This window comes from Priestia sp. FSL H7-0729, from assembly GCF_038005685.1.
Lineage (GTDB): Bacteria > Bacillota > Bacilli > Paenibacillales > Paenibacillaceae > Paenibacillus.
On record NZ_JBBOTQ010000004.1, the window covers coordinates 182,898 to 202,728 of the forward strand.

Sequence of the window (19,831 nt, forward strand, 5' to 3'; positions counted from 1 at the left end):
AAAACCGCCTTTCGATTAGCTGTTCCATGAAGTAGGGATCAAGCTGCGAGAGGCGGTTTTTGTTATGTATATCGTTTCGTTGAACAGACATCGATTTAATACATGAACCGGTGGCGGAAGCGTACACGATCAAACTGTTCTTCCGATGTGATGGGCACCTGACTTCCGATACGTACCATTAAACAGTTCGCAGGATGTGAACAGATTTCGGGGTCATCTGTTGCATACCAGGTCATGTCGATCGTTTGCATCAGCCTCTCCATCATTTTGCGATAATCCCATACATTCAGTCCGCTGCCCTTCAGATCCCAATGCCAATAATATTCTGTGGTGAAAATAATGTAATTCTCCATGAATTTATCTTCCATAGCAGTAAGCAACATTTCACGTCCAACACCAAGCGAGCGGTAATTGTCCGCAACTTCGATTGCCCCAAGCTCAATCAGATCCGTCATGTTGCCCTCCGACCAGCGTTCACAATCATCCGCATAGTGAAAGGTTACATAGCCGATAATCGTTTCATTCTCGTGTGCAATGATAATCCGACCTTCAGGCAAAGCTGAGATCTCGGTCAGAGCTTCCTGCTGCTCCGTTGGGCGCCGAAAGGCATCCAGGTCCGAATGGAAGGCAAGGCGGCTTATCTCCTCGGCCTGCACGGGGCCTTCAACAGTAATCCGATGGCCGGACTTGAAGATGGAACGCATATGATGTTCTTTGATATGTTCCATGGTTTTTGCTCCTCTCTCTCCTACTTATAGAGGCTGCTCAGAAAGTTTGCTATTGCAAAGATCCAAAAAATAGAAAAGCCATAGACGACAATTGAAAAGATTTGCTATAATTGCGTAGACAAAAAATGTTCACAATTCAATACAGTATGGTTAACATCTGTTTGGCCGAGCAGTACATGATGAGAAGTTCTCTCTACTAATGTAAGCGCTAACTGGAAGTTCAGTCAACACAAAGGCAATGAGAAATGACCCCTAACGGGAATCGAAATGTCGAGTTGAAGGAGGCTGGCAAGCATGAGTCAAGCACATGGTGAGATGCTGCAAACGGTTGTGTCTGAATCTAATCTGGGCGATTACACGGAGGCGAGAAGCCGGTTCGATTGGGAATCGGTGGAAAGGCACTTTACGTGGCACGCCAGCGGAAAAGTAAACATGGCGCATGAAGCGATTGACCGTCATGTACTGGAAGGAAGGGGCGGAAAAACCGCTTTATTGTATAGCGATGCTTCACGCGAAGAGGCCTATACTTTTGCTGATCTGAGTGAACAGTCGAGTAGGTTCGGGAACGTTCTCCGCAAATATGGCATAACCAAAGGGGAACGGGTGTTTATCTTTATGCCACGGAGCCCTGAGCTCTATTTTAGTCTTCTGGGTATATTGAAAGCTGGAGCCATCGCGGGCCCATTGTTTGAAGCCTTTATGGAAACGGCAGTGAAGGATCGTCTGGAGGATAGCGGTGCAGTAGCACTCGTCACAACGCCGGAATTACTGAAACGCATCAAACGTTCCGAGTTGCCCGAACTCAAACATATATTTATTGTGGGTGGGGGCGCGCAGACTGAAGAAGGACTCATCGATTTTGATGCAGAGATGTCTGCCGCTTCGGATGAGATGGAAGTAGAGTGGTTGAATCGTGAGGATGGTTTGCTTATTCATTATACCTCAGGCTCTACGGGTAAACCTAAAGGCGTGTACCATGTTCAAAATGCCATGATTCAGCACTATTATACAGGTAAAGTTGTCTTGGATTTACGTGAGAATGATGTGTACTGGTGCACTGCTGACCCTGGTTGGATCACAGGGACTTCTTATGGTATCTTTGCTCCATGGCTCAACGGAGTCACCAATGTGATACGTGGTGGTCGTTTCAGTCCTCAAGATTGGTACAGTACCATCCAGAAGAACAAAGTCACGATCTGGTACAGTGCACCAACGGCCTTCCGTATGCTGATGGGAGCAGGAGAGGAGACCATTGCCCAGTTTGATCTGAGCAGTCTGCGTCATGTCATGTCTGTCGGTGAACCGCTCAATCCGGAGGTTGTTCGTTGGGGATGGAAAGCCTATGGTCAGCGAATTCATGATACCTGGTGGATGACGGAAACAGGTGCACAACTGATCTGTAACTATCCTGGAATGCCAATCAAGCCTGGCTCCATGGGACGTCCATTGCCTGGCATCGAAGCAGCCATTGTTGATGATCGCGGGCAGGAATTGCCGCCTTACAGTATGGGTAATCTGGCGATACGGGCACCTTGGCCATCCATGATGGCGAAGATCTGGAATAACCCCGCGAAATATGAGGAATATTTCAGGCTTACAGGCTGGTATGTATCCGGTGACTCCGCTTATATGGATGAAGAAGGATATTTCTGGTTCCAGGGGCGGATTGATGATGTGATTAATTCGTCGGGTGAGCGTATCGGACCCTTTGAGGTGGAGAGCAAACTCGTAGAGCATCCTGCGGTAGCGGAGGCGGGTGTGATCGGTAAGCCCGATGTGACACGTGGGGAGATCATCAAGGCCTTTGTGGCGCTTCGTGAAGGGTATGAGGCGACACCGGAGCTGAAAGAAGAGATCTATCGTTTTGTCAAAGAGGGCCTGTCTGCCCACGCTGCTCCGCGTGAGATTGAGTTTAAGGATAAACTGCCCAAGACACGTTCCGGCAAGATCATGCGGCGTGTACTGAAAGCCTGGGAGCTTGATCTGCCAGCAGGAGATCTATCCACCATTGAAGACTAACGTTGTTTAAAAGCCTGCTTCATGCCACGTGGTATGAAGCAGGCTTTTTAGCTACGCAACCAAATAATAAGCCGCACCCTCAGATATGGTCTGAGGATGCGGCTTATTTTGGATCGCTATGTCTGAATCAGGGTTGAAAATGTACGGCCGCAGAAGGTTCGGATTCACCCACACTGTTGCTGGCAGATACCTTAAACCATCCACTGGTAGATGCGGGGACTCCATAATCCATGGTATTTCCCGCCGTTGTTCCAATCTTGGTGTAAGGAGCCGAGCCTGTTTCACTGTAATATACAGCATAACTATCTGCGTTTGTCGTTGACGCCCATTGAATGCGCAGTCCCTGAGTAAGAGCAGATACGCTGACTTGACCAGGTGTGCCTGGGGCTGTTGTTGGCGTATTATCGGTCTGCGTTTCTCCCGGTGTAATGACTGTGCCTGGAACTTCAATCGGCTCATCAATCTCTTCTTCCACAGGAGGAGCTACACTTCCAGCACTATTTACTGTAGCGCTAGGAGCAGACTCTCTGCCTGCAACATCCACTGCGGTTACATAGAAGGCAAAGTTGCCGCCTTGTGCTGCATATGCAGAGAATGATCTGGATTCACCAGTCAGGACAACCTGACCCTGGTTCTGGAATCCTCCACCGTTCACAGAACGGTACAAACGATAACCCACGACATCATTTTCAGGTGTGGCATTAAATGTAATGACAGCTCTGTCACCCGAGGTAGAGATTCGTACGTTACCCGGTGCATCTGGAGCTTTGCCGTTATCTGTTCTTGGATCAATCTGTGTCGGCATGTCTGCATCAGCATCTTCAGGAAGATAATAAGCAAGTGACTCATGTCGACTCATACGTGAGAATGCATTTTGCAATTCTTTGATGAGATCCGAGATTGGCTTTTTACGCTTGATTACTGTTTTTTCCTTCAACATGTCCGAAGGTGTACCGTCACGTGGAATATAGTTTACACCATTGTAAGTGATGTATTTGGCTTTGGCGACACCATCATCGCTATCTTTCGGAACAAACTTGCTGTTGAAAATATCCGTAACAAACTTGTCAGTCATGGATGTTGGCAACTTACCGCTGTAAGCAGATACAGTACGCGTTTCGATACCAGATGGTTTTTTGAACGAATCCGTGACGAACAGATCTTTTTGCGTATCGATCACTTCATTCAGGATTTTGGACCACAGTTGCTGGGCACGTTTTCGCTGTGATTTGCTTTCCAGCGTATTCACTGGCTGTTTGTATCCAACCCACACGCCAAGTGTGACATCTGGTGTATAACCTTCAAACCAGACATCTGCATAGTTTTGAGTGGAACCCGTTTTACCTACAATCGGTACACTCTTCGAATATTTGTAATTCTCACGTACTTTATCTGCCGTTCCTTCTGTAATAACGGTCCGCAGCATATCCGTCATGAGGTATGCTGTCTGCTCGGAGAAGGCTTGAACAGGTTCAGTATCGTGTTTATAGACGATGTTACCTTTGGAATCTACAATTTTGCTAATCATGTAGGAATCGTTATATACACCATTATTGGCGATGGCACCATAGGCGCTGGTCAGTTCTTCAACGGTTACTCCGTACTGGAGACCTCCGAGAACACCAGTCTGAGCCTGATAGTCTTCCTTCTGAATAGTAGTGATTCCTAATTTTTTGGCGAAGGCCCATGCTTTGTCGATCCCGACTTCTTCATTGAACAACTTCAAAGCCGGTATATTAAGTGAGTAATTCAGTGCTCTGCGGGCCGTAACAAGGCCTTGGTAACGGTTATTGGCATTCTTTGCAATGTGGTACCCGCTCGGACCACTTTTCAAGATAATCGGTGAATCATCGATAATTGAAGCTGGCTGAACAAGACCTTCATCAAGCGCAGGAAGGTAAGCAGCTATAGGTTTCATCGTTGAACCTGGCTGACGTATCATCTGCGTTGCGTAGTTCATCTGTTCATCCTGGAAATCCCGTCCCTCAATCATGCCCAGAATAGCACCGGTTTTGTGATTAATCAGCATGGCAGCAGTTTGTTCTTTCCCTTTGACAGGATCATCTGCTGAGAAGTTGCTGTCATCTTCCGCAATGGTACGCATCGTTTTGTAGATACTTTTGTTGATGGTCGTGTAAATGCGATATCCACCTGTTCGCAGTTGCGTCTGAGCTTCCTCTAATAACGCGCTGCTTTCCTTCTGAGGTGTGTCTGCATCCGTGGCTGTGTCTGTAGATTCAGCTGTGTCGGAATTCAACTGTTTCATCAAAATCTGTGCAGCTTGTCGTTCCGTTTCCATCATAAGATATGGATAAGTGTTGTAAGCTTTAATGGTCTTCGGAGCGAGTGAACTTTTGATATCAAAAGCAAGAGCTTCGTCATACTCGGACTGATTGATCTTGCCCAATTCAAGCATACGGCGCAATACCAGATGCTGACGGTTGATTGCGCGGTCAAAATTCTCCTCTACAAAATCACCTTTACCGTTAAAAGCGGAGTAAGAGGAGGGGAGTTGTGGCAATCCAGCAAGATAAGCAGCTTGAGCGATGTTGACTTTTTCTAGATCGTTAATATTGAACAATCCTTTGGCGGCTGCTTTGATTCCGTATACGTTGTATCCACTGGAACCATTACCAAAAGGAACTTTGTTCAGATAGGCTGTCATGATCTCGTCTTTGGTCAGGAAACGTTCGAGCCGGAGTGAGAGCAAGATTTCTTTCACTTTCCGATCTTCCGTGCGATCCAGATTCAAAAACACACGACGTGCCAATTGCTGAGTCAGTGTACTGCCGCCGGTTTGTACTGATTCTTTCAGTACTTTTTGTTTCACGGCACGTAGTGTTCCGCTCATGTCTACACCTTTATGTTCGTAAAAATGATTGTCTTCAATCGAAATGACTGCATCAATAACCTTTTGTGGGATCTGGTCCGTAGTGACCGGACGCCTGTCTTCTTCCGTACGTAATTGACCGATCGGACTGCCGTCGGCAAAGTAAGCAAAGCCTGTGATGGAGTTTTCGCTGACTTTTTGTTCAATCAGGGCCCTTGAACGGACAGGCTCGTCTTTCACAATGGAACTGACGTATCCCATCAAAGCACCGCCTACAAATAGTGCCCCCATAAATCCAAGGACGACCATCCATTTGACGAAACTTCCCAGTCTGCGGGCAAAGCTACGTTTGCGTACAGGCTGTTCATCGGGCTTTTTCTTATTAACATCAACCATTCAGTGTCTTCCTCCTTTTAACAGCACTTATTATAGCATAAAAAGGCGGGTTTGCATGCCTGAGAAATACAAGTAATGGTCGAAATTTGCCATTCTGCCATGCTTTATGCTATATATCATGCGATATTAAAGCACATTTCATGAGTTGTAAGCCAAAATAAGCAGGCCACCTCCATGCTGAGGTGCATAGGGTGGCCTGAATGATGTGTCGTAGTGGAGGTCTTCTGGATTAGGTTTTGAAGCGTTGAATCAGTTCTAGCAGTTCCTGGGTGAGATTAGCTAGTGAGGCAGATGCCGCTGTAATCTCTTCCATGGATGCGAGTTGTTCCTCAGAGGCAGAGGCAACACGAGTTGCGTGATCTGCTGTTTCATGACCAATGGTTTTGAGTTGCACTAACGTGGCATCAACCTGCTGTGATCCAGCTGACATTTGCTGTGCAATAGCTGAGACATGTTCAATCTGTTCATTCACATCTGTGATCTGTGATGAGATGGAGAGGAACAGTTCACCACTCTCATTAATTACTTCCGCTATATGGCTAACCTCGGCATTCCCCTGTTCCATATTCTCAACGAGAGAAAGGACCTCTTGCTGAACGCTATGAATCAACGCTGCAATCTGCGCTGCTGATGTTCTGGATTGTTCAGCCAGATTACGAATCTCGGAAGCAACAACACCGAACCCGCGCCCGTGTTCCCCTGCACGTGATGCTTCAATTGAAGCATTAAGTGCAAGAAGATTGGTTTGACGGCTAACTTCTGTGATCATGCCTGTAATATGGCCAATCTCTTCAGAACGTTGGCGGAAATTCTCCAGTGCGGTCATGGACGTCTGTACAGAAGAGGTGGCGCTATGAACCATACGCATGGCGGACTGAATCTTATCGGTTCCAACCGTTGTTCGCTCAGCCACAGCTCGCGATGAATCGGATACATCGGAGGCGGCTTTTGCAATTCTTCCGATCCCTACAGAGATTTCATTCATGGAACGAGAGGACTCTTGCAACTCCTGCACCTGTCTACCTGCTTTATCTGCAACTTCGACTCCTGTTAATGCAATCAGTTCAGCAGCTTTACCTGTCTCTTCAGCACCTGCGGTTAACTGTTGAGAGGTAGAGCCCACAGAAAGGGCATGTTCGGAAATAACCGATATGGTATGACGCAGTGTATCCATCATCTCATTCATATGACCCGCCATAATACCGAATTCATCTTTGGATCGTACAGGTAACTTTTGTGTCAAATCTCCACCAGCGAGCTGTCCAGCGACGATGTTGACTTGATTCAACTGTCTCACGATCGAGATGATGGTGTAAGTAACCACACCTGCAAGCAGAAGTACTGCCAGTGCGGCAATCAGTATGGACCAGTTCAAGCTGTCATAGAAGGGCTGAAGGATATGGCTTTTTGGCAGCGCCGATACAAGATACCAGTTCGAATCTGTACCTTGTAACCTGGCAGGCTCGGCAATAAACAGTTCTTCCCCTACTTCAGGGTCAGTGGCGTAAAACTGAGACTCACCAGACTGTATACGTTGGATGACCGTCTTCGTATTAGATGGAATGACGGTTCCTTCATGAGCCAGTTCCGGTTTGGAGCCGTGTGCAGCAATCTGTCCTTCGCTGGTAATAAGCATGGCATAACCCTGATCCGGATTAAGTGATGCTATATTTTGCTGAAAACGATCAATGGTAAAGTCGGCCCCAACAATGCCGAGAAAAGTTTTGTTTTCATCTAATAGGGGGAGGACAATCGAAACGAGTAGAGTTTCTTTTCCGCCAACCGTATAGGTAACAGGTTCGGACCAATAGATGGATTTGGTTTTCTTTGGCTGCTGATAGTAAGTACTGGTTTCACCGGTGCCTTCATAAGTAGGCATGGGCTCAAAATGCAGGGAGTTGCCATCGCGTATAACGTATGGAACGAATCGACCCGTATCATCATCATATTCTTTTTTGTTGACGTGATCGACATCGTTTCCATCAAAGGCATTAGGTTCCCAACCCGTATAAAAGCCAAAAACTTTCTCATCCTTTCTCAGATACTGCTCAAGGAGTCTAACGACTTCCTCGCGATTGAGTGAGCCGTTCTGCGCGGCATCCAATAACGTAGTACTCATGGTGTCCAATGTGTTTTTGACCTGATTAATGTCTGTCATAAACTCATTCGTAGCCCGATTTGCAGCCTGTCCAGCAACGCTTTCACCGTACTGCAGGCTCTTGTCGTAAATGGACTTGGTGTTAAATGCAATCAGGGCTCCAATACAGCAGAGTAATACGACTCCGAGTAAAAGTCCGAGCTTAACAGCAAGCTTACGATTACGAAAAAAATGCATGTTTTAATCCCCCTCGATGTCTCTCTTGTGATGCTTATATGGAACGGTGCTTCTCCTAAAGGGAGGTTATATTTTATATCGATATTTGAGGTCATATAATGAAGATAAATAGAAAAAAACGCATAGAAAAACAGCTGCCGAGAAAATCTCGACAGCTGTTTGGATTGAAACTTTAATGTGATTGCAACGATTAACGGTTGTAGAACTCGACGATTTGTTTTTCATCGATGTCTTGGGACAATTCAGCGCGCTCAGGCAAGCGGATGAATTTACCTTCTACAGCTGCTTCGTTGTATTCAACGTATGCTGGAAGATGCGAACGGCCTTCCAAAGCTTCTTTAACGGAAGAAAGAGCGCGGCTCTTCTCACGCAAGCCGATTACATCGCCAGTGCTTACTTGGTAAGAAGCGATATCGACTTTTTTGCCGTTTACAGTTACGTGACCGTGTGCTACCAACTGACGCGCTCCAGCGCGGGAGTTAGCAAACCCAAGGCGGTAAACGAGGTTGTCAAGGCGGCACTCAAGCAAGAACATGAAGTTCTCACCGGCAATACCTTGCATTTTTTGAGCTTTAGAGAACAGTGTGCGGAATTGCTTCTCGCCCAAACCGTACATGTGGCGCAATTTTTGTTTTTCTTGCAATTGCATACCGTAGTTGCTCATTTTTCTGCGTTGGTTAGCTCCGTGCTGACCTGGAGGGAAAGGGCGTTTCAATTCTTTGCCTGTTCCGCTAAGGGAAATGCCGAGGCGACGGCTCAATTTAAATTTAGGACCAGTGTAACGTGCCATGTTTAAAGTAGCTCCTTTTTAGTTAAAGTTCATATTAGGGCTCTGTTTGCGCTCCAATTTGTTGATGCGGGCTTGGCCTCGCATAGAACGATCAGGAAAGTTCAGCCGCTGTCCTGAAAGCAACAAAAAGAATGAGGGTGACACAACCGGTAATGCCCAAATTTAAAGACCCATTAGTAGTCTTCATCAACAATTTATATTACAGTTTAAGAGAACCAAAGTCAAGCGTAGAATAAAAGCAAAAAAACGTCTAAATTTGTCGATAGGTCATTGGGCCTAAAATAATGGGACAATTTTCTGAAATATGGATGCAAAAAAGGTTTAAACAGAGTAAAATAGATTGTATCTTAACTTTAAATCATCTTTATGTAACAAGGTTATCGCAATGAATTTGCAGGTTTGCGATAACGTCTGCAGATTAATGCATCCCTGGTGGATGCAAAAACGGTGCAAAGGAGCGCCTGACATGTTAGAACATCTAAGAAGTTTACCTGCCAGCTTGAATTCACGAAGTTCGGGCGATTCCGCATCTTTTGCCGCTTCTCGTTCTCATGAAGAGCATGTGTTGTGGATGCAAAAAATGGATATCACACCTTTTGATTTTTCATATTTGGGCAGCTTGCTAGAGCAGGCATACAGTGACTGGAACACCAGAGTGGGTTCAAGCCTCGCCAGGACATCAACCTTTTACAGCGTGTGGAATACGGAAGGCGATTGCATAGGATATGATAGTAATCTCGAAGCTGAGCCGGGCATGGATGCACGCAGGCTGGTATTGGAATGTTTGCATAAGAGACAGGTCCTGTCCCTTAAAGGGACAAGCGAACACGGAGAATATCTTATAATAACACATCCCTTATTCTCCAGAACGAACAAGGATATGTTTGCCGTATTCACTGCTGTGATCTATGAATCCAATGGATATGAAACGTCTGAAGCTGTGGTTCAATCTGAGGCATTGCATTATCACACCTGCTTTTACCGAAGATTTGAATACATATTTATGACGGACCTTTTACATGCTCATGAACAAACTGCACGTGAGGAACACCGGAGGTCCATCCTCTTTCAGATTGTTCAGCGAATGCATGACAAAATGGATGTCGAGGCCATATTGGATGAGGTATTTGACAGTATGGACTACTTGTACCCGGCCACTTATATCAAATTGTATATGTCTCAGGATCAGAGTAACGCTGATCCACGGATTAAACCGTTGCTTGTCCATGAGCGAGGAGAAGATATATGTGTGCGTTCATTTATGGAAGGCAAGCTGATCGTTGCTCGCTCAAATGATGCAGAGAACCGCATTGTAGATGTAGGGATTCCGCTGAAAGGCAAACAAGGCATATATGGTGTGTTCCATATCGAAATGAATGATGAGATTATGGAAGAATCGGATCTACAATTGATTACGATGATGGTAGATACCGCAGGTACGGCTTTTGAGAACGCCAAATTACACGAGCAATCCAACATGTTAATTCAGGAACTTCGTTTAATTAATGATCTTACACAGCGTTTGAACAAGAGTCTGCATCTTTCGGAGATTTACCAATTGTCCGAGCAAGAGTTAAAAGAAATATTCCAGGCTGAAACGTGCTGCATTCTTCAACTCAATGACAGTACGAATGACTTCGAAGTCATGTCATCCAACGTGAAAGATGTTTTTCACCGATCCTTTTCTGTAGACTACGGTATCGCAGGGTTGGTGTATCGAACAGAGGAACCAATCATTATACCCAATTATGCGCAATATGATAAAGTATCCTCCTTCTTCATGGAAGATACGGGGTCCATGTCACTGATCGCATCACCGATCAGAGTTAATGGTGAAGTGAAGGGTGCCATTTTGCTGGGACATAGTAGAGAGCATTATTTTTCATATGATAACTATCGACTCTTACAGATGTTATCCATTCATATTGGGATTGCCTTGTCGAATGCCACGCTGCATGCCGAGGTTCGACGATTGGCTAATCTGGATATGTTGACAGGTCTGTACGTGAGGCATTACCTGGATAGTGTGATTCACGATCGGCAGGCTCATGAATTCTGTGGTTCCCTCATTGTGGTGGATATTGATCAGTTCAAACAGGTGAATGATACTTTTGGACACCAGACGGGGGATCAAGTATTGAAAAAGGTGAGTGAGATTGTCACCAGTTCTGTCCGCCCGCAGGATGTCTGCGCCAGATGGGGTGGAGAAGAGCTGGCGATCTATATGCCACAGGTGAGTGTAAGGCAGGCGCTGGATTATGCGGAAGTGATTCGAAAGAGAGTCGCGGAAGAGACCAGACCTCTCGTCACGGTGTCCAGTGGCATTGCAGAATGGAATTGGATGGATGAGAAGGTTAGTGTGGAGTCGCTGTTTTATCGAGCTGACATGGCTTTGTACAGCGCCAAGAATGGTGGTCGGAATAGAATCGTTGTAGAGGAACAGAATGTAACGCGTTGAGAGAGAACCATTCCAATTGTGGAGTCGTTCTCTTTTTTTTATGCATCGGAGATCAAGTTGTGTATAGAAGGAAGTATAAGCGTATACGGGCGGGGCAATCTATGGAGAAAGTTCATGGAAGGGTGAAGATAGATATGCTTAACCGCCGTTCGGTACGTACATTATGGTTATTTGTGAGCATCGTCATTATGGGTCTTCCAGGTTGTGGATTCCAAAGAGATCGAACGCCTGAAGAGGTCTTTTCCTTGGCTTTATCGGGGATAGCGGGAAAAGAAACGTTGAGTTTTGAAGGAGAGGCAGGACTCCGCCGGGAGAATAGTGGGCTGTTCGAGAATCAGTTTAAATTCGAAGGCAAGCTGGAGAATCATGATCGTCTGACCCTTCAGACACGCTTACCTGGAGAAGTAACTGCCGTGGGAACAGGCATTCATACGACTGCCGTCAAAAATAACGGACAGCCCAGTGGGTTTAGCGCCTCTTTCGAGCGGAAACAAGGGCAATGGATGGCATTGTCAGCGCAACATGAGCCGCTGCGTGGTTCTCTTTCCCGCTTTAATCCAATTGCCCAAATGGAGAAGATTGATAAGATGAACAAAACCATTCAATCCGAGTATGGGGCTGGTCGGCGAACCAGAACATTACGGATTGAACTTGCACCGGAAGACGCGAAAACATGGGCTCTAGCCCAGTTAAACGACGAGATGAACGCCATCCGGGCAGAATATATGCATAAGGCAGCTACCGTGAAAGGAGCGCGTGAGGAGAAGCTTGAGAAGGATCTGGACAGGGTATGGAAGCAGGGTGAAACAACGATGCAACAGATGATGAAACAAGCCAGCGTGCAGACGGTGTATCATCTTACCGTTGATCGGAAGAGCAGTCTGCCTCTTCGGCTATCCTCTGAAAGTCAGGTGAGTTATACGGACAACAACCGTAAAAGTAACAAAGAAGCCCTTGTCACCGATGTTAACTTCAAGTCATATCAATAAACGAAGTGAGGGACTGCCTGCTGACGGAGTGACTGTTCGCGTGCTACAATAGTATCGTAATTTACCGTTGTTCAATTCAAGTATGGCAGATGACAGGAGGATTTTACCAAGATGAAGGACCCAAGAATTCAAAAGCTTGCAGCAAGCCTGGTGGGCTATTCTGTAGATGTACAGCCTGGTGAAAATGTATTGGTTGAGATGATTGGATCGGAACGCGATCTGATTAACGCCATTATTGAAGAGGTAGGCAAAAAAGGTGGTAACGTCTTTGTACAGTTGACCGATAAGACCGTACAGCGTGCGATGCTGAAAAATGCGACAGAAGAAATGATGAAAACGTGGGCAGAGATTGATCTGAACCGTATGAAGCAGATGGATTGTTATATCGGTATTCGTGCGGGAGAAAATGTGAATGATCTGTCCGATGTGCCGGAAGAAAAAATGAAAATGTACAATGCATTGTACTCCCACCCGGTACATAGTGAACAACGTGTCAAACATACGAAATGGGTTGTGCTTCGTTACCCTAACGCAAGTATGGCGCAACTCGCCAATACGAGTACAGAAGCGTTCGAAGATTTCTACTTCGACGTATGTAACCTGGATTACGCCAAAATGGACAAAGCGCAAGACTCGCTCGCTAACCTGATGAAGCGGACGGATAAAGTTCGTATCACTGGTCCGGAAACAGATCTGAGCTTTTCCATTAAAGATATCGGTGCAGAGAAATGTTCCGGGCAAAAAAATATTCCGGATGGCGAAGTGTACAGTGCCCCTGTACGTAACTCCGTGAACGGAACGATTAGTTATAACACGCCAACACTGTATAACGGAGTGACATTTGAAAATATCAAGTTCACGTTCGAGAATGGTAAAATTATTGAAGCAACAAGCAACGATACAGAGCGTTTGAATGAAATCCTGAATTCGGATGAGGGTGCTCGTCATATCGGTGAATTCGCGATTGGGTTCAACCCGCATATTCTGCACCCGATGAAAGATATTCTGTTCGATGAAAAAATCGCAGGCAGCTTGCACTTTACACCAGGTCAGGCTTACGAAGAAACAGACAATGGCAACCGCTCGTCCATCCACTGGGATCTGGTGTTGATCCAGCGTCCGGATTATGGCGGCGGGGAGATTTATTTTGACGATGTGCTGATTCGTAAAGACGGTATTTTTGTGATTCCTGAGCTGGAATGCCTGAATCCAGACCGTTTGAAATAGGAACAGGATTTTGCTGTTGCTAGGAAAGCGGATTCACGGTATCATGTAGTGGTAATTAATAGATGATACCAATAGTAAAAAGACGGAGGGATTCCTATGTCGAGTAATAATGCGGCTGTAGTGGAAATTGCTCAAACAGCAGGCAAGTTTACTTCTTCAATCGTGCTTCATTCGGAGAACAAGTATATCGATGTAAAAAGTATTCTCGGATTGTTTACAACGCTGATCAGCACGCACAGCTATGAACTGCATGTTCATGGTCCAGATGCAGTTGAAGCCAAAGCAGCCATGTCAGAAGTATTTGCCAAGCATGGACTGAATGTAAGCATCGCATCTGAGTAATAGCTTTCAGGAAGCACCTCTGCCTTTTTTGGCAGGGGTGCTTTTTGGCATGGAATGACCTGAATACTCATCAGGACGGGGCTGGAGAAGGATGATTAAGCTTTAATAGAAAGGTTAAATTTGCGGGCTTATTTTGGTCAGGTTCTTGTATTAGCTCTTCATTTCGTCTAATATTAGAGGTAGAACGTCTTTACGCGATTTTTGGGACATAGGGGGGAAAAATGCATGACTTCATCTGATCTGCAGGACCAGCTGAATTTGAAAGCGATCAGTCTTCTTCAAGAAGATGCAGATAAAATACAGAAGCTTATTGAAGTACAGATGGAGAATCTGGCTACCCGCTACTGCCCTCTCTATGAGGAAGTATTGGATACACAGATGTATGGGTTCTCCAAGGAAGTTGATTTTGCTGTTCGTGCAGGGCTCCTTCCAGAAGGTGCAGGTAAGCAGCTGGTTAGCGCGCTTGAGCGGAATTTGGCAATTCTATATGAAGCCTTGAACAAGAAGAATGAGCAATAGCCTGCAAATGCGCGGGTCAGAATAGAAGGCATGCAGGCGTTTATGCATGCTTTTTTTGTGCGTCTGAATGGCCTGGGAATGCGAGCCAGGCGGTAGGCGAGTATAAGCAAAGAGACAGCACCGAATTTAAATTTGGGCTGCCTCTTTGCTTATATAAATTAAACTAAACATTTACACAAAACGGAGAGGACAGATATAACCTAAAGAAGCGGAGCGTTCGCCTTTATCCCCGGATTTACCCCTTTATAAAAGGAATCAAAAAAATCTGGGGATAACAGCGATCGGAAGGTTGTTCTGTCATCGGAGTGTCCAGTGTAAATATTCGTTAGTTCAACTTTTATAGCTTGGTGAGTGCTTCGTTACACCAGGAAGAAGGATACGCCGAGTATGATATATACCACGAGCAGGAGTAGACCTTCGTACCAATTCGTTGAACCATCTTGGGTAATGGACTTCGCAATAAATACGGATACGCCGATGGCGACCAGTTCAATCGTTGTAAATACGATATCCATGGTTCTGCCTGTGAAGTAGCTGACAAAAATCAGTACCGGGGCAACAAAGAGCGCGATCTGCAAGCTGCTGCCGACCGCAATCTCAACGGCGGCTCCAATTTTATTTTTCATGGCAAGCATGATCGCTGCACTGTGTTCGGCCGCATTACCGATAATGGCCACAAGGAATGCACCGACGAACAGTTCGCTAAGACCGAATTCCGAAGTGAACACTTCGAGCGTGCCCACCAGCCATTCACTTACAAAGGCAACCATGACTGTTGCCAGTACAAGGTAGAGAATGGATTTTTTCTTGGACCATGCCGGAGCATGCTCATGCGGTAATTCTTCATCGCGATCCTCAGTGACATCTGCAAGATACTTCTTGTGCGTCACCATGGAGAAGAGTAACCAAGCAATATACGCGAGAATGAGCAAACCGGCTACGATAAGACTTAGTGTATTAGTGTCTTTCTGTGTGATGGAATGTGTATTGAGAAAGACTGCCGGAATAAACAGGGCAATGATGGCAACAATCATCAGGGATCCATTCAGACCTGCGAGTGAAACATTATAATTCTGAATTTTGAACTTGAGTCCTCCGGCAAAAATACTTAACCCGAGCACTAACAGCAGATTTCCGATGATGGAACCTGTCAGACTTGCTTTGACCATGTCGAACAGTCCCTCTTTCACGAGGAAAATGGCAATGATCAATTCGGCGGCATTGCCGAAGGTCGCGTTCAGGAATCCACCCAGCCGTTGTCCGGCGTAGTGGGCCACATTTTCGGTGGCTTTGCCTAAAAATCCGGCCACAAAAATAACCGAAATGGCTGATATCACGAACTGTAGAATCGAATCCCATTTCAAGTAGTGGGCGATGGCACTGAGTGCAAAGAACGCAATCAGCAAAATGGATGAAATCCGGTTTCTCACAACAAACACCTCGGTTATAAAATATTTTGTTTTTGATTTGCAATGAAAATGCTTATGAGATTATTTTCATATTTCAATATAACCAAATGGTGGTAGGTTGTAAACGCATCTTTTTGAGTTTAATTTGCTTTTTGGGGTGGAAAGGATTTAAAATACGAGTAACGAAGTGAAGGAGGATGTGGCATGGCAGAACAACTTCAACTGGAGAGCGGAAACATCCGGATTGCCGATGACGTGGTTGCGAAAATTGCCGGAATGGCTGCAATGGAAACACCCGGAATTGCTGCAATGTCTGGAGGTTTGTCAGAGGGCTGGGCGAAGCGACTCAGCGGTAAAAACGTACAGAAAGGCGTGAGCGTTGAGGTCGGCCAGCTGGAAGCAGCCATTGACCTGCGCATCATCGTCCTGTACGAAACCCCGATTCATGAAGTTTCCCGTATGCTTCAGCAGAATGTAAGAGAAGCGGTAGAGACCATGACCGGATTACGCGTGGTTGAAGTCAATGTTAAGGTAGAAGGTGTATCTTTCAAAGGCGACGATCTGTAGAAATCGCAATCCGCGCTGAAGGACAGAAGCATCATAACCCTGTTCTTCATCTTGATAGACAGTGTGTACCAAAAACAAACAAAAAAAGCTGCGCATCCAACCGGGTGCACAGCTTTTTTTAGGTTTCTTTTCTTTTGAATGTTACCTGCTCCGTTTTTGAAGGAATAGTCCCATTTATCGAATCCGACGGATGGACTCCCTTGAACGAAGAGCAGGAGAGGTACGAGTCTGTGTCTGTACAGTCACGGACTTGGTTTTCTCTTCCTTGATCACGTCAAGATTGTTGGTACGCGAGATACTGAGCAGAATGCCCATGGCAACCATCATCACAAAGAGTGAGGTACCCCCATAACTGATAAACGGAAGCGTGACCCCCGTCACCGGAATGGTCTGAGTTACACCACCGATGTTAATAAATGCCTGAATCGCGATCAATCCCATAATTCCAATGCCGACCAGTGTCCCGAATGGATCGGGACAGCGGAGAGAGACAATAATTCCTCGCCAGATGAAGTACAGGTAAACGAGCAGGAATAGTGTACTTCCGATGAACCCAAGTTCTTCACCAATCACGGAGAAAATAAAGTCATTATACGCATTTGGCAGATAGTGCAGCTTCATCGTACCTTGTCCAATCCCGGAACCTGTCATACCACCATCACCAATGGCAACAAGAGAACGGTAGAGGTTAAGACTTCCGCCATTAATATCGGATAATGGATCCAGGAAAGCTTGAATACGTCCGATCTTGTAGTTCTGCTCCGCAGTGACTGCTGTTGCAGTGGTCGTTGGGTCGGAAGGTGACGCGGAAGAAAACAGGGAATTCACTCCAAACGCCAGTGCCCCACCGAGTACAACCAAGAGAATTGAACCCAGGATATGTTTCATACTGGCTCCACCGGCATAGATCAAGAGACCACAAGTGGACACCAAAATAAAGGTGGTACCGAAGTCTGGTTGCAGCATAATCAGTCCTGCGATGAATCCGACGATGAACAAAACGGGAAAATATCCTGTCTTGAAAACCCTGAATTTCTCACCTTTTTTGGTGATCAGAGCAGAGAGATATAGAATGATGGCAATTTTTGCGAATTCTGCAGGCTGAAGACTGAAGCCGAAAATGTGAATCCAGCTTCGCGCACCGTTCAATACTGCGCCTGAGATCAAAACAATCACCAGCATGACCGTAGTGATCAGGAAAAAGGGTGCGTAGAGCTTTTTGTACTTGTTGAAGCGGATATTCATGGCAAAAAACATGCCAAATAGACCGATAATCGCCCACATGAGTTGTTTTTTCGTGAAGTAAAGGGCATCATTGTTAAATCTTTCGCTTGCAATTGCAATGCTGGAACTGGAGCTGAACACCATCACCAGTCCGAAGCCCACCAACAATAAAGTGAGGATTAGCAGTTGAAAATCCGGCGTGCCTCTCTTCGTTTTCGTTTGGGCCGTTTGTTGTTTCATCGTTTGGCCCAGCCTATGCTTCCAGCAGTTCTTTAAGCTGCTGTAATTTTTCGGCTGCCAGCTTCACGACTGGCTGTGGAACGGAAGAGTCATAATCCAGACCGTGAGGGAAGGTGGCTTTGCCAAGATAAACGGCTTCAACAGCAAGAACGGTATCCGGTTTTTCCAATTTGCCTTCCACTGCGCGGGTATTAATGCGTACAAAGTATTCTGATTTGGTTTGTTCATCTTCAATTTTGTAGTCATATGTAGCACGGTAATATTCCCATTGCCACCGGACAAATCCGACTTTCTCGGCGCTCTCATCCAGGTATGCCAAGTCGCTCTTCAAGCCATCCAAGCCTGTATTCTCAAAAATCATAAGCGTTTGATCCTCCTCATAAGCTTCCGAGTATAATTTCTCGAGTATTTCTCTAGTTCATGATAGTATGTTTCCCCTTCCCGTGCAAGCTTTCGAGAGGCGTTTCGTATCGGTTTTCTTCCAATTCTGCTACAATATACAGCAATAGGTTTGAAGAGGAAGGTTCGGGCTTACTATAAGTCCCGTTCAAGATTGAAAGGGTGGAGAGATATGACTAATAATATATGGTGGGAAGATCTGCAGGTCCACATGGTGGAATGGCGGCGTCACCTTCATCGCAATCCAGAGGTTTCCTTTCATGAGGAGAAGACATCCTCTTTTGTAGCGGATATGTTGGAGAGTTTTGGCGTTGAAGTGAGGCGTCATGTTGGCGGGCATGGTGTCATTGGTACAATTCGTGGGGACAACCCGGGTCCTGTCGTCATGCTGCGAGCCGATATGGACGCACTGCCTATTCAGGATGAGAAGAATATCGAGTATGCGTCACAACAAGCAGGCGCAATGCACGCATGCGGTCACGATGGTCATATCTCAATTTTGCTCGGTACGGCATTGTATTTCAGCCGTCACAAGCAGGAGATCCGAGGCGAAATTCGTTTTTTGTTCCAGCCAGCAGAAGAACTGCTTCCGGGTGGTGCAGTCCAGGTCATTGCAGATGGGGCGCTTGAAGGCGTGGATGTCATATACGGCATTCATCTGTGGACCCCGCTGCCTGTAGGTGTTGTTGCCAGCAAAGCAGGACCGATGATGGCGGCGGCGGACGATTTCTACATTGAGATCAAGGGTAAAGGTGGGCATGGCGGGATGCCGCAATCGACGATAGATAGTCTAATCGCGGGATCTGCGCTTGTGATGCAGCTTCAGACCGTTGTCAGTCGTTCGGTTGATCCATTGCAACCAGCGGTGCTGACCATTGGTACAATGCAGGCGGGATCGGCTCAGAATGTAATTGCAGAGCAATGCAAAATGAGCGGTACGGTAAGAACATTTGATGAAGCGACCCGAAATGGGATGAAAGAACGAGTACTTACTATGGTGGACCAGACAGGTGCTGCGTACGGCGCAGAAACTCAAGTGAATTATATTATGGGATACCCCCCTGTGGTGAATAATGAACTGGAGACAGCGCGTTTCTTCAGGGAGGCTACACAAGTATTTGGGGCAGAACGAGTACAAACATCGCCAATGCTGATGCCAGCGGAAGATTTTGCGTATTATCTGCAGAAGGTTCCAGGGTGCTTTATGTTTGTTGGAGCAGGCAACCCGGATAAAAATGCGATCTATCCGCATCATCATCCGATGTTTGATTTTGATGAAGACGCCATGCAGACGGCCGTGCAGTTGTTTATTGCCATGGCTAAGGGTTACACAGCCGAATGACTTTAGATGCAGTTGGG

General features: G+C 46.1%; 15 protein-coding genes. 8 read left to right on the forward strand and 7 right to left on the reverse strand.

All coding sequences use genetic code 11. The features are described 5' to 3' along the window. Positions 1 to 95: 95 nt before the first annotated feature. Positions 96 to 728 (reverse strand): GNAT family N-acetyltransferase, encoded by a 633-nt coding sequence (locus MHH93_RS11995; RefSeq protein ID WP_500054223.1) that lies wholly within the window; start codon positions 726 to 728, stop codon positions 96 to 98. Between the two features lie 294 nt (positions 729 to 1,022). Between MHH93_RS11995 and acsA the strand changes: the two genes are divergently transcribed. Beyond that, the gene (gene acsA / locus MHH93_RS12000; protein WP_500054224.1) at positions 1,023 to 2,747 is read left to right on the forward strand and encodes an acetate--CoA ligase; all 1,725 of its coding nucleotides are present in this window, start codon (positions 1,023 to 1,025) and stop codon (positions 2,745 to 2,747) included. A 127-nt stretch (positions 2,748 to 2,874) separates the two neighbouring features. Here the strand turns inward: acsA and MHH93_RS12005 are convergent, their stop codons facing one another. The 3 genes from MHH93_RS12005 to rpsD all read right to left on the reverse strand — a co-directional run bounded on the left by MHH93_RS12005 (position 2,875) and on the right by rpsD (position 9,098). After that, positions 2,875 to 5,973 carry a transglycosylase domain-containing protein gene (locus tag MHH93_RS12005; RefSeq protein WP_500054225.1) on the reverse strand — a complete coding sequence of 1,033 codons (3,099 nt, stop codon included), beginning with the start codon at positions 5,971 to 5,973 and terminating at the stop codon, positions 2,875 to 2,877. A 229-nt stretch (positions 5,974 to 6,202) separates the two neighbouring features. Then, positions 6,203 to 8,308, reverse strand: coding sequence for a methyl-accepting chemotaxis protein (locus tag MHH93_RS12010; protein WP_500054226.1), 2,106 nt, complete (start codon positions 8,306 to 8,308; stop codon positions 6,203 to 6,205). 190 nt (positions 8,309 to 8,498) lie between these two features. Next, positions 8,499 to 9,098, reverse strand: a complete 600-nt coding sequence (gene rpsD, locus MHH93_RS12015; protein WP_062835377.1) for a 30S ribosomal protein S4 — start codon at positions 9,096 to 9,098, stop codon at positions 8,499 to 8,501. Between the two features lie 466 nt (positions 9,099 to 9,564). Between rpsD and MHH93_RS12020 the strand changes: the two genes are divergently transcribed. The 5 genes from MHH93_RS12020 to MHH93_RS12040 all read left to right on the forward strand — a co-directional run bounded on the left by MHH93_RS12020 (position 9,565) and on the right by MHH93_RS12040 (position 14,633). Further along, positions 9,565 to 11,556: a sensor domain-containing diguanylate cyclase gene (locus tag MHH93_RS12020; protein WP_500054227.1), complete on the forward strand. Its 1,992-nt coding sequence runs from the start codon at positions 9,565 to 9,567 to the stop codon at positions 11,554 to 11,556. A gap of 101 nt (positions 11,557 to 11,657) precedes the next feature. After that, positions 11,658 to 12,545 (forward strand): hypothetical protein, encoded by an 888-nt coding sequence (locus MHH93_RS12025; protein ID WP_500054228.1) that lies wholly within the window; start codon positions 11,658 to 11,660, stop codon positions 12,543 to 12,545. A gap of 111 nt (positions 12,546 to 12,656) precedes the next feature. After that, a complete protein-coding gene (locus MHH93_RS12030; RefSeq protein WP_500054229.1) occupies positions 12,657 to 13,772 on the forward strand; it encodes an aminopeptidase in 1,116 nt (371 codons plus the stop codon). A gap of 96 nt (positions 13,773 to 13,868) precedes the next feature. Then, positions 13,869 to 14,114 (forward strand): HPr family phosphocarrier protein, encoded by a 246-nt coding sequence (locus MHH93_RS12035; protein ID WP_036614658.1) that lies wholly within the window; start codon positions 13,869 to 13,871, stop codon positions 14,112 to 14,114. Positions 14,115 to 14,339: 225 nt separating this feature from the next. Further along, positions 14,340 to 14,633 (forward strand): Fpa/YlaN family protein, encoded by a 294-nt coding sequence (locus MHH93_RS12040; RefSeq protein ID WP_017687426.1) that lies wholly within the window; start codon positions 14,340 to 14,342, stop codon positions 14,631 to 14,633. Between the two features lie 359 nt (positions 14,634 to 14,992). On the opposite strand, the gene cax is transcribed toward MHH93_RS12040, so the two are convergent. Beyond that, entirely contained in the window at positions 14,993 to 16,063 is a 1,071-nt protein-coding gene (gene cax, locus MHH93_RS12045; RefSeq protein ID WP_339310020.1) for a calcium/proton exchanger, read from the reverse strand. A gap of 183 nt (positions 16,064 to 16,246) precedes the next feature. On the opposite strand from cax, the gene MHH93_RS12050 reads away from it, so the two are divergent. Then, complete coding sequence (locus MHH93_RS12050; protein ID WP_017687428.1) at positions 16,247 to 16,609, forward strand: Asp23/Gls24 family envelope stress response protein; 363 nt, start codon at positions 16,247 to 16,249, stop codon at positions 16,607 to 16,609. A gap of 174 nt (positions 16,610 to 16,783) precedes the next feature. On the opposite strand, the gene ftsW is transcribed toward MHH93_RS12050, so the two are convergent. Both ftsW and MHH93_RS12060 read right to left on the reverse strand, forming a co-directional pair. Beyond that, positions 16,784 to 18,073 (reverse strand): putative lipid II flippase FtsW, encoded by a 1,290-nt coding sequence (gene ftsW, locus MHH93_RS12055; RefSeq protein WP_500054230.1) that lies wholly within the window; start codon positions 18,071 to 18,073, stop codon positions 16,784 to 16,786. A gap of 13 nt (positions 18,074 to 18,086) precedes the next feature. Next, entirely contained in the window at positions 18,087 to 18,434 is a 348-nt protein-coding gene (locus tag MHH93_RS12060; protein WP_062835371.1) for a YugN family protein, read from the reverse strand. Positions 18,435 to 18,644: 210 nt separating this feature from the next. On the opposite strand from MHH93_RS12060, the gene MHH93_RS12065 reads away from it, so the two are divergent. Continuing rightward, positions 18,645 to 19,814, forward strand: coding sequence for a M20 family metallopeptidase (locus MHH93_RS12065; protein WP_500054231.1), 1,170 nt, complete (start codon positions 18,645 to 18,647; stop codon positions 19,812 to 19,814). Positions 19,815 to 19,831 lie beyond the last annotated feature (17 nt).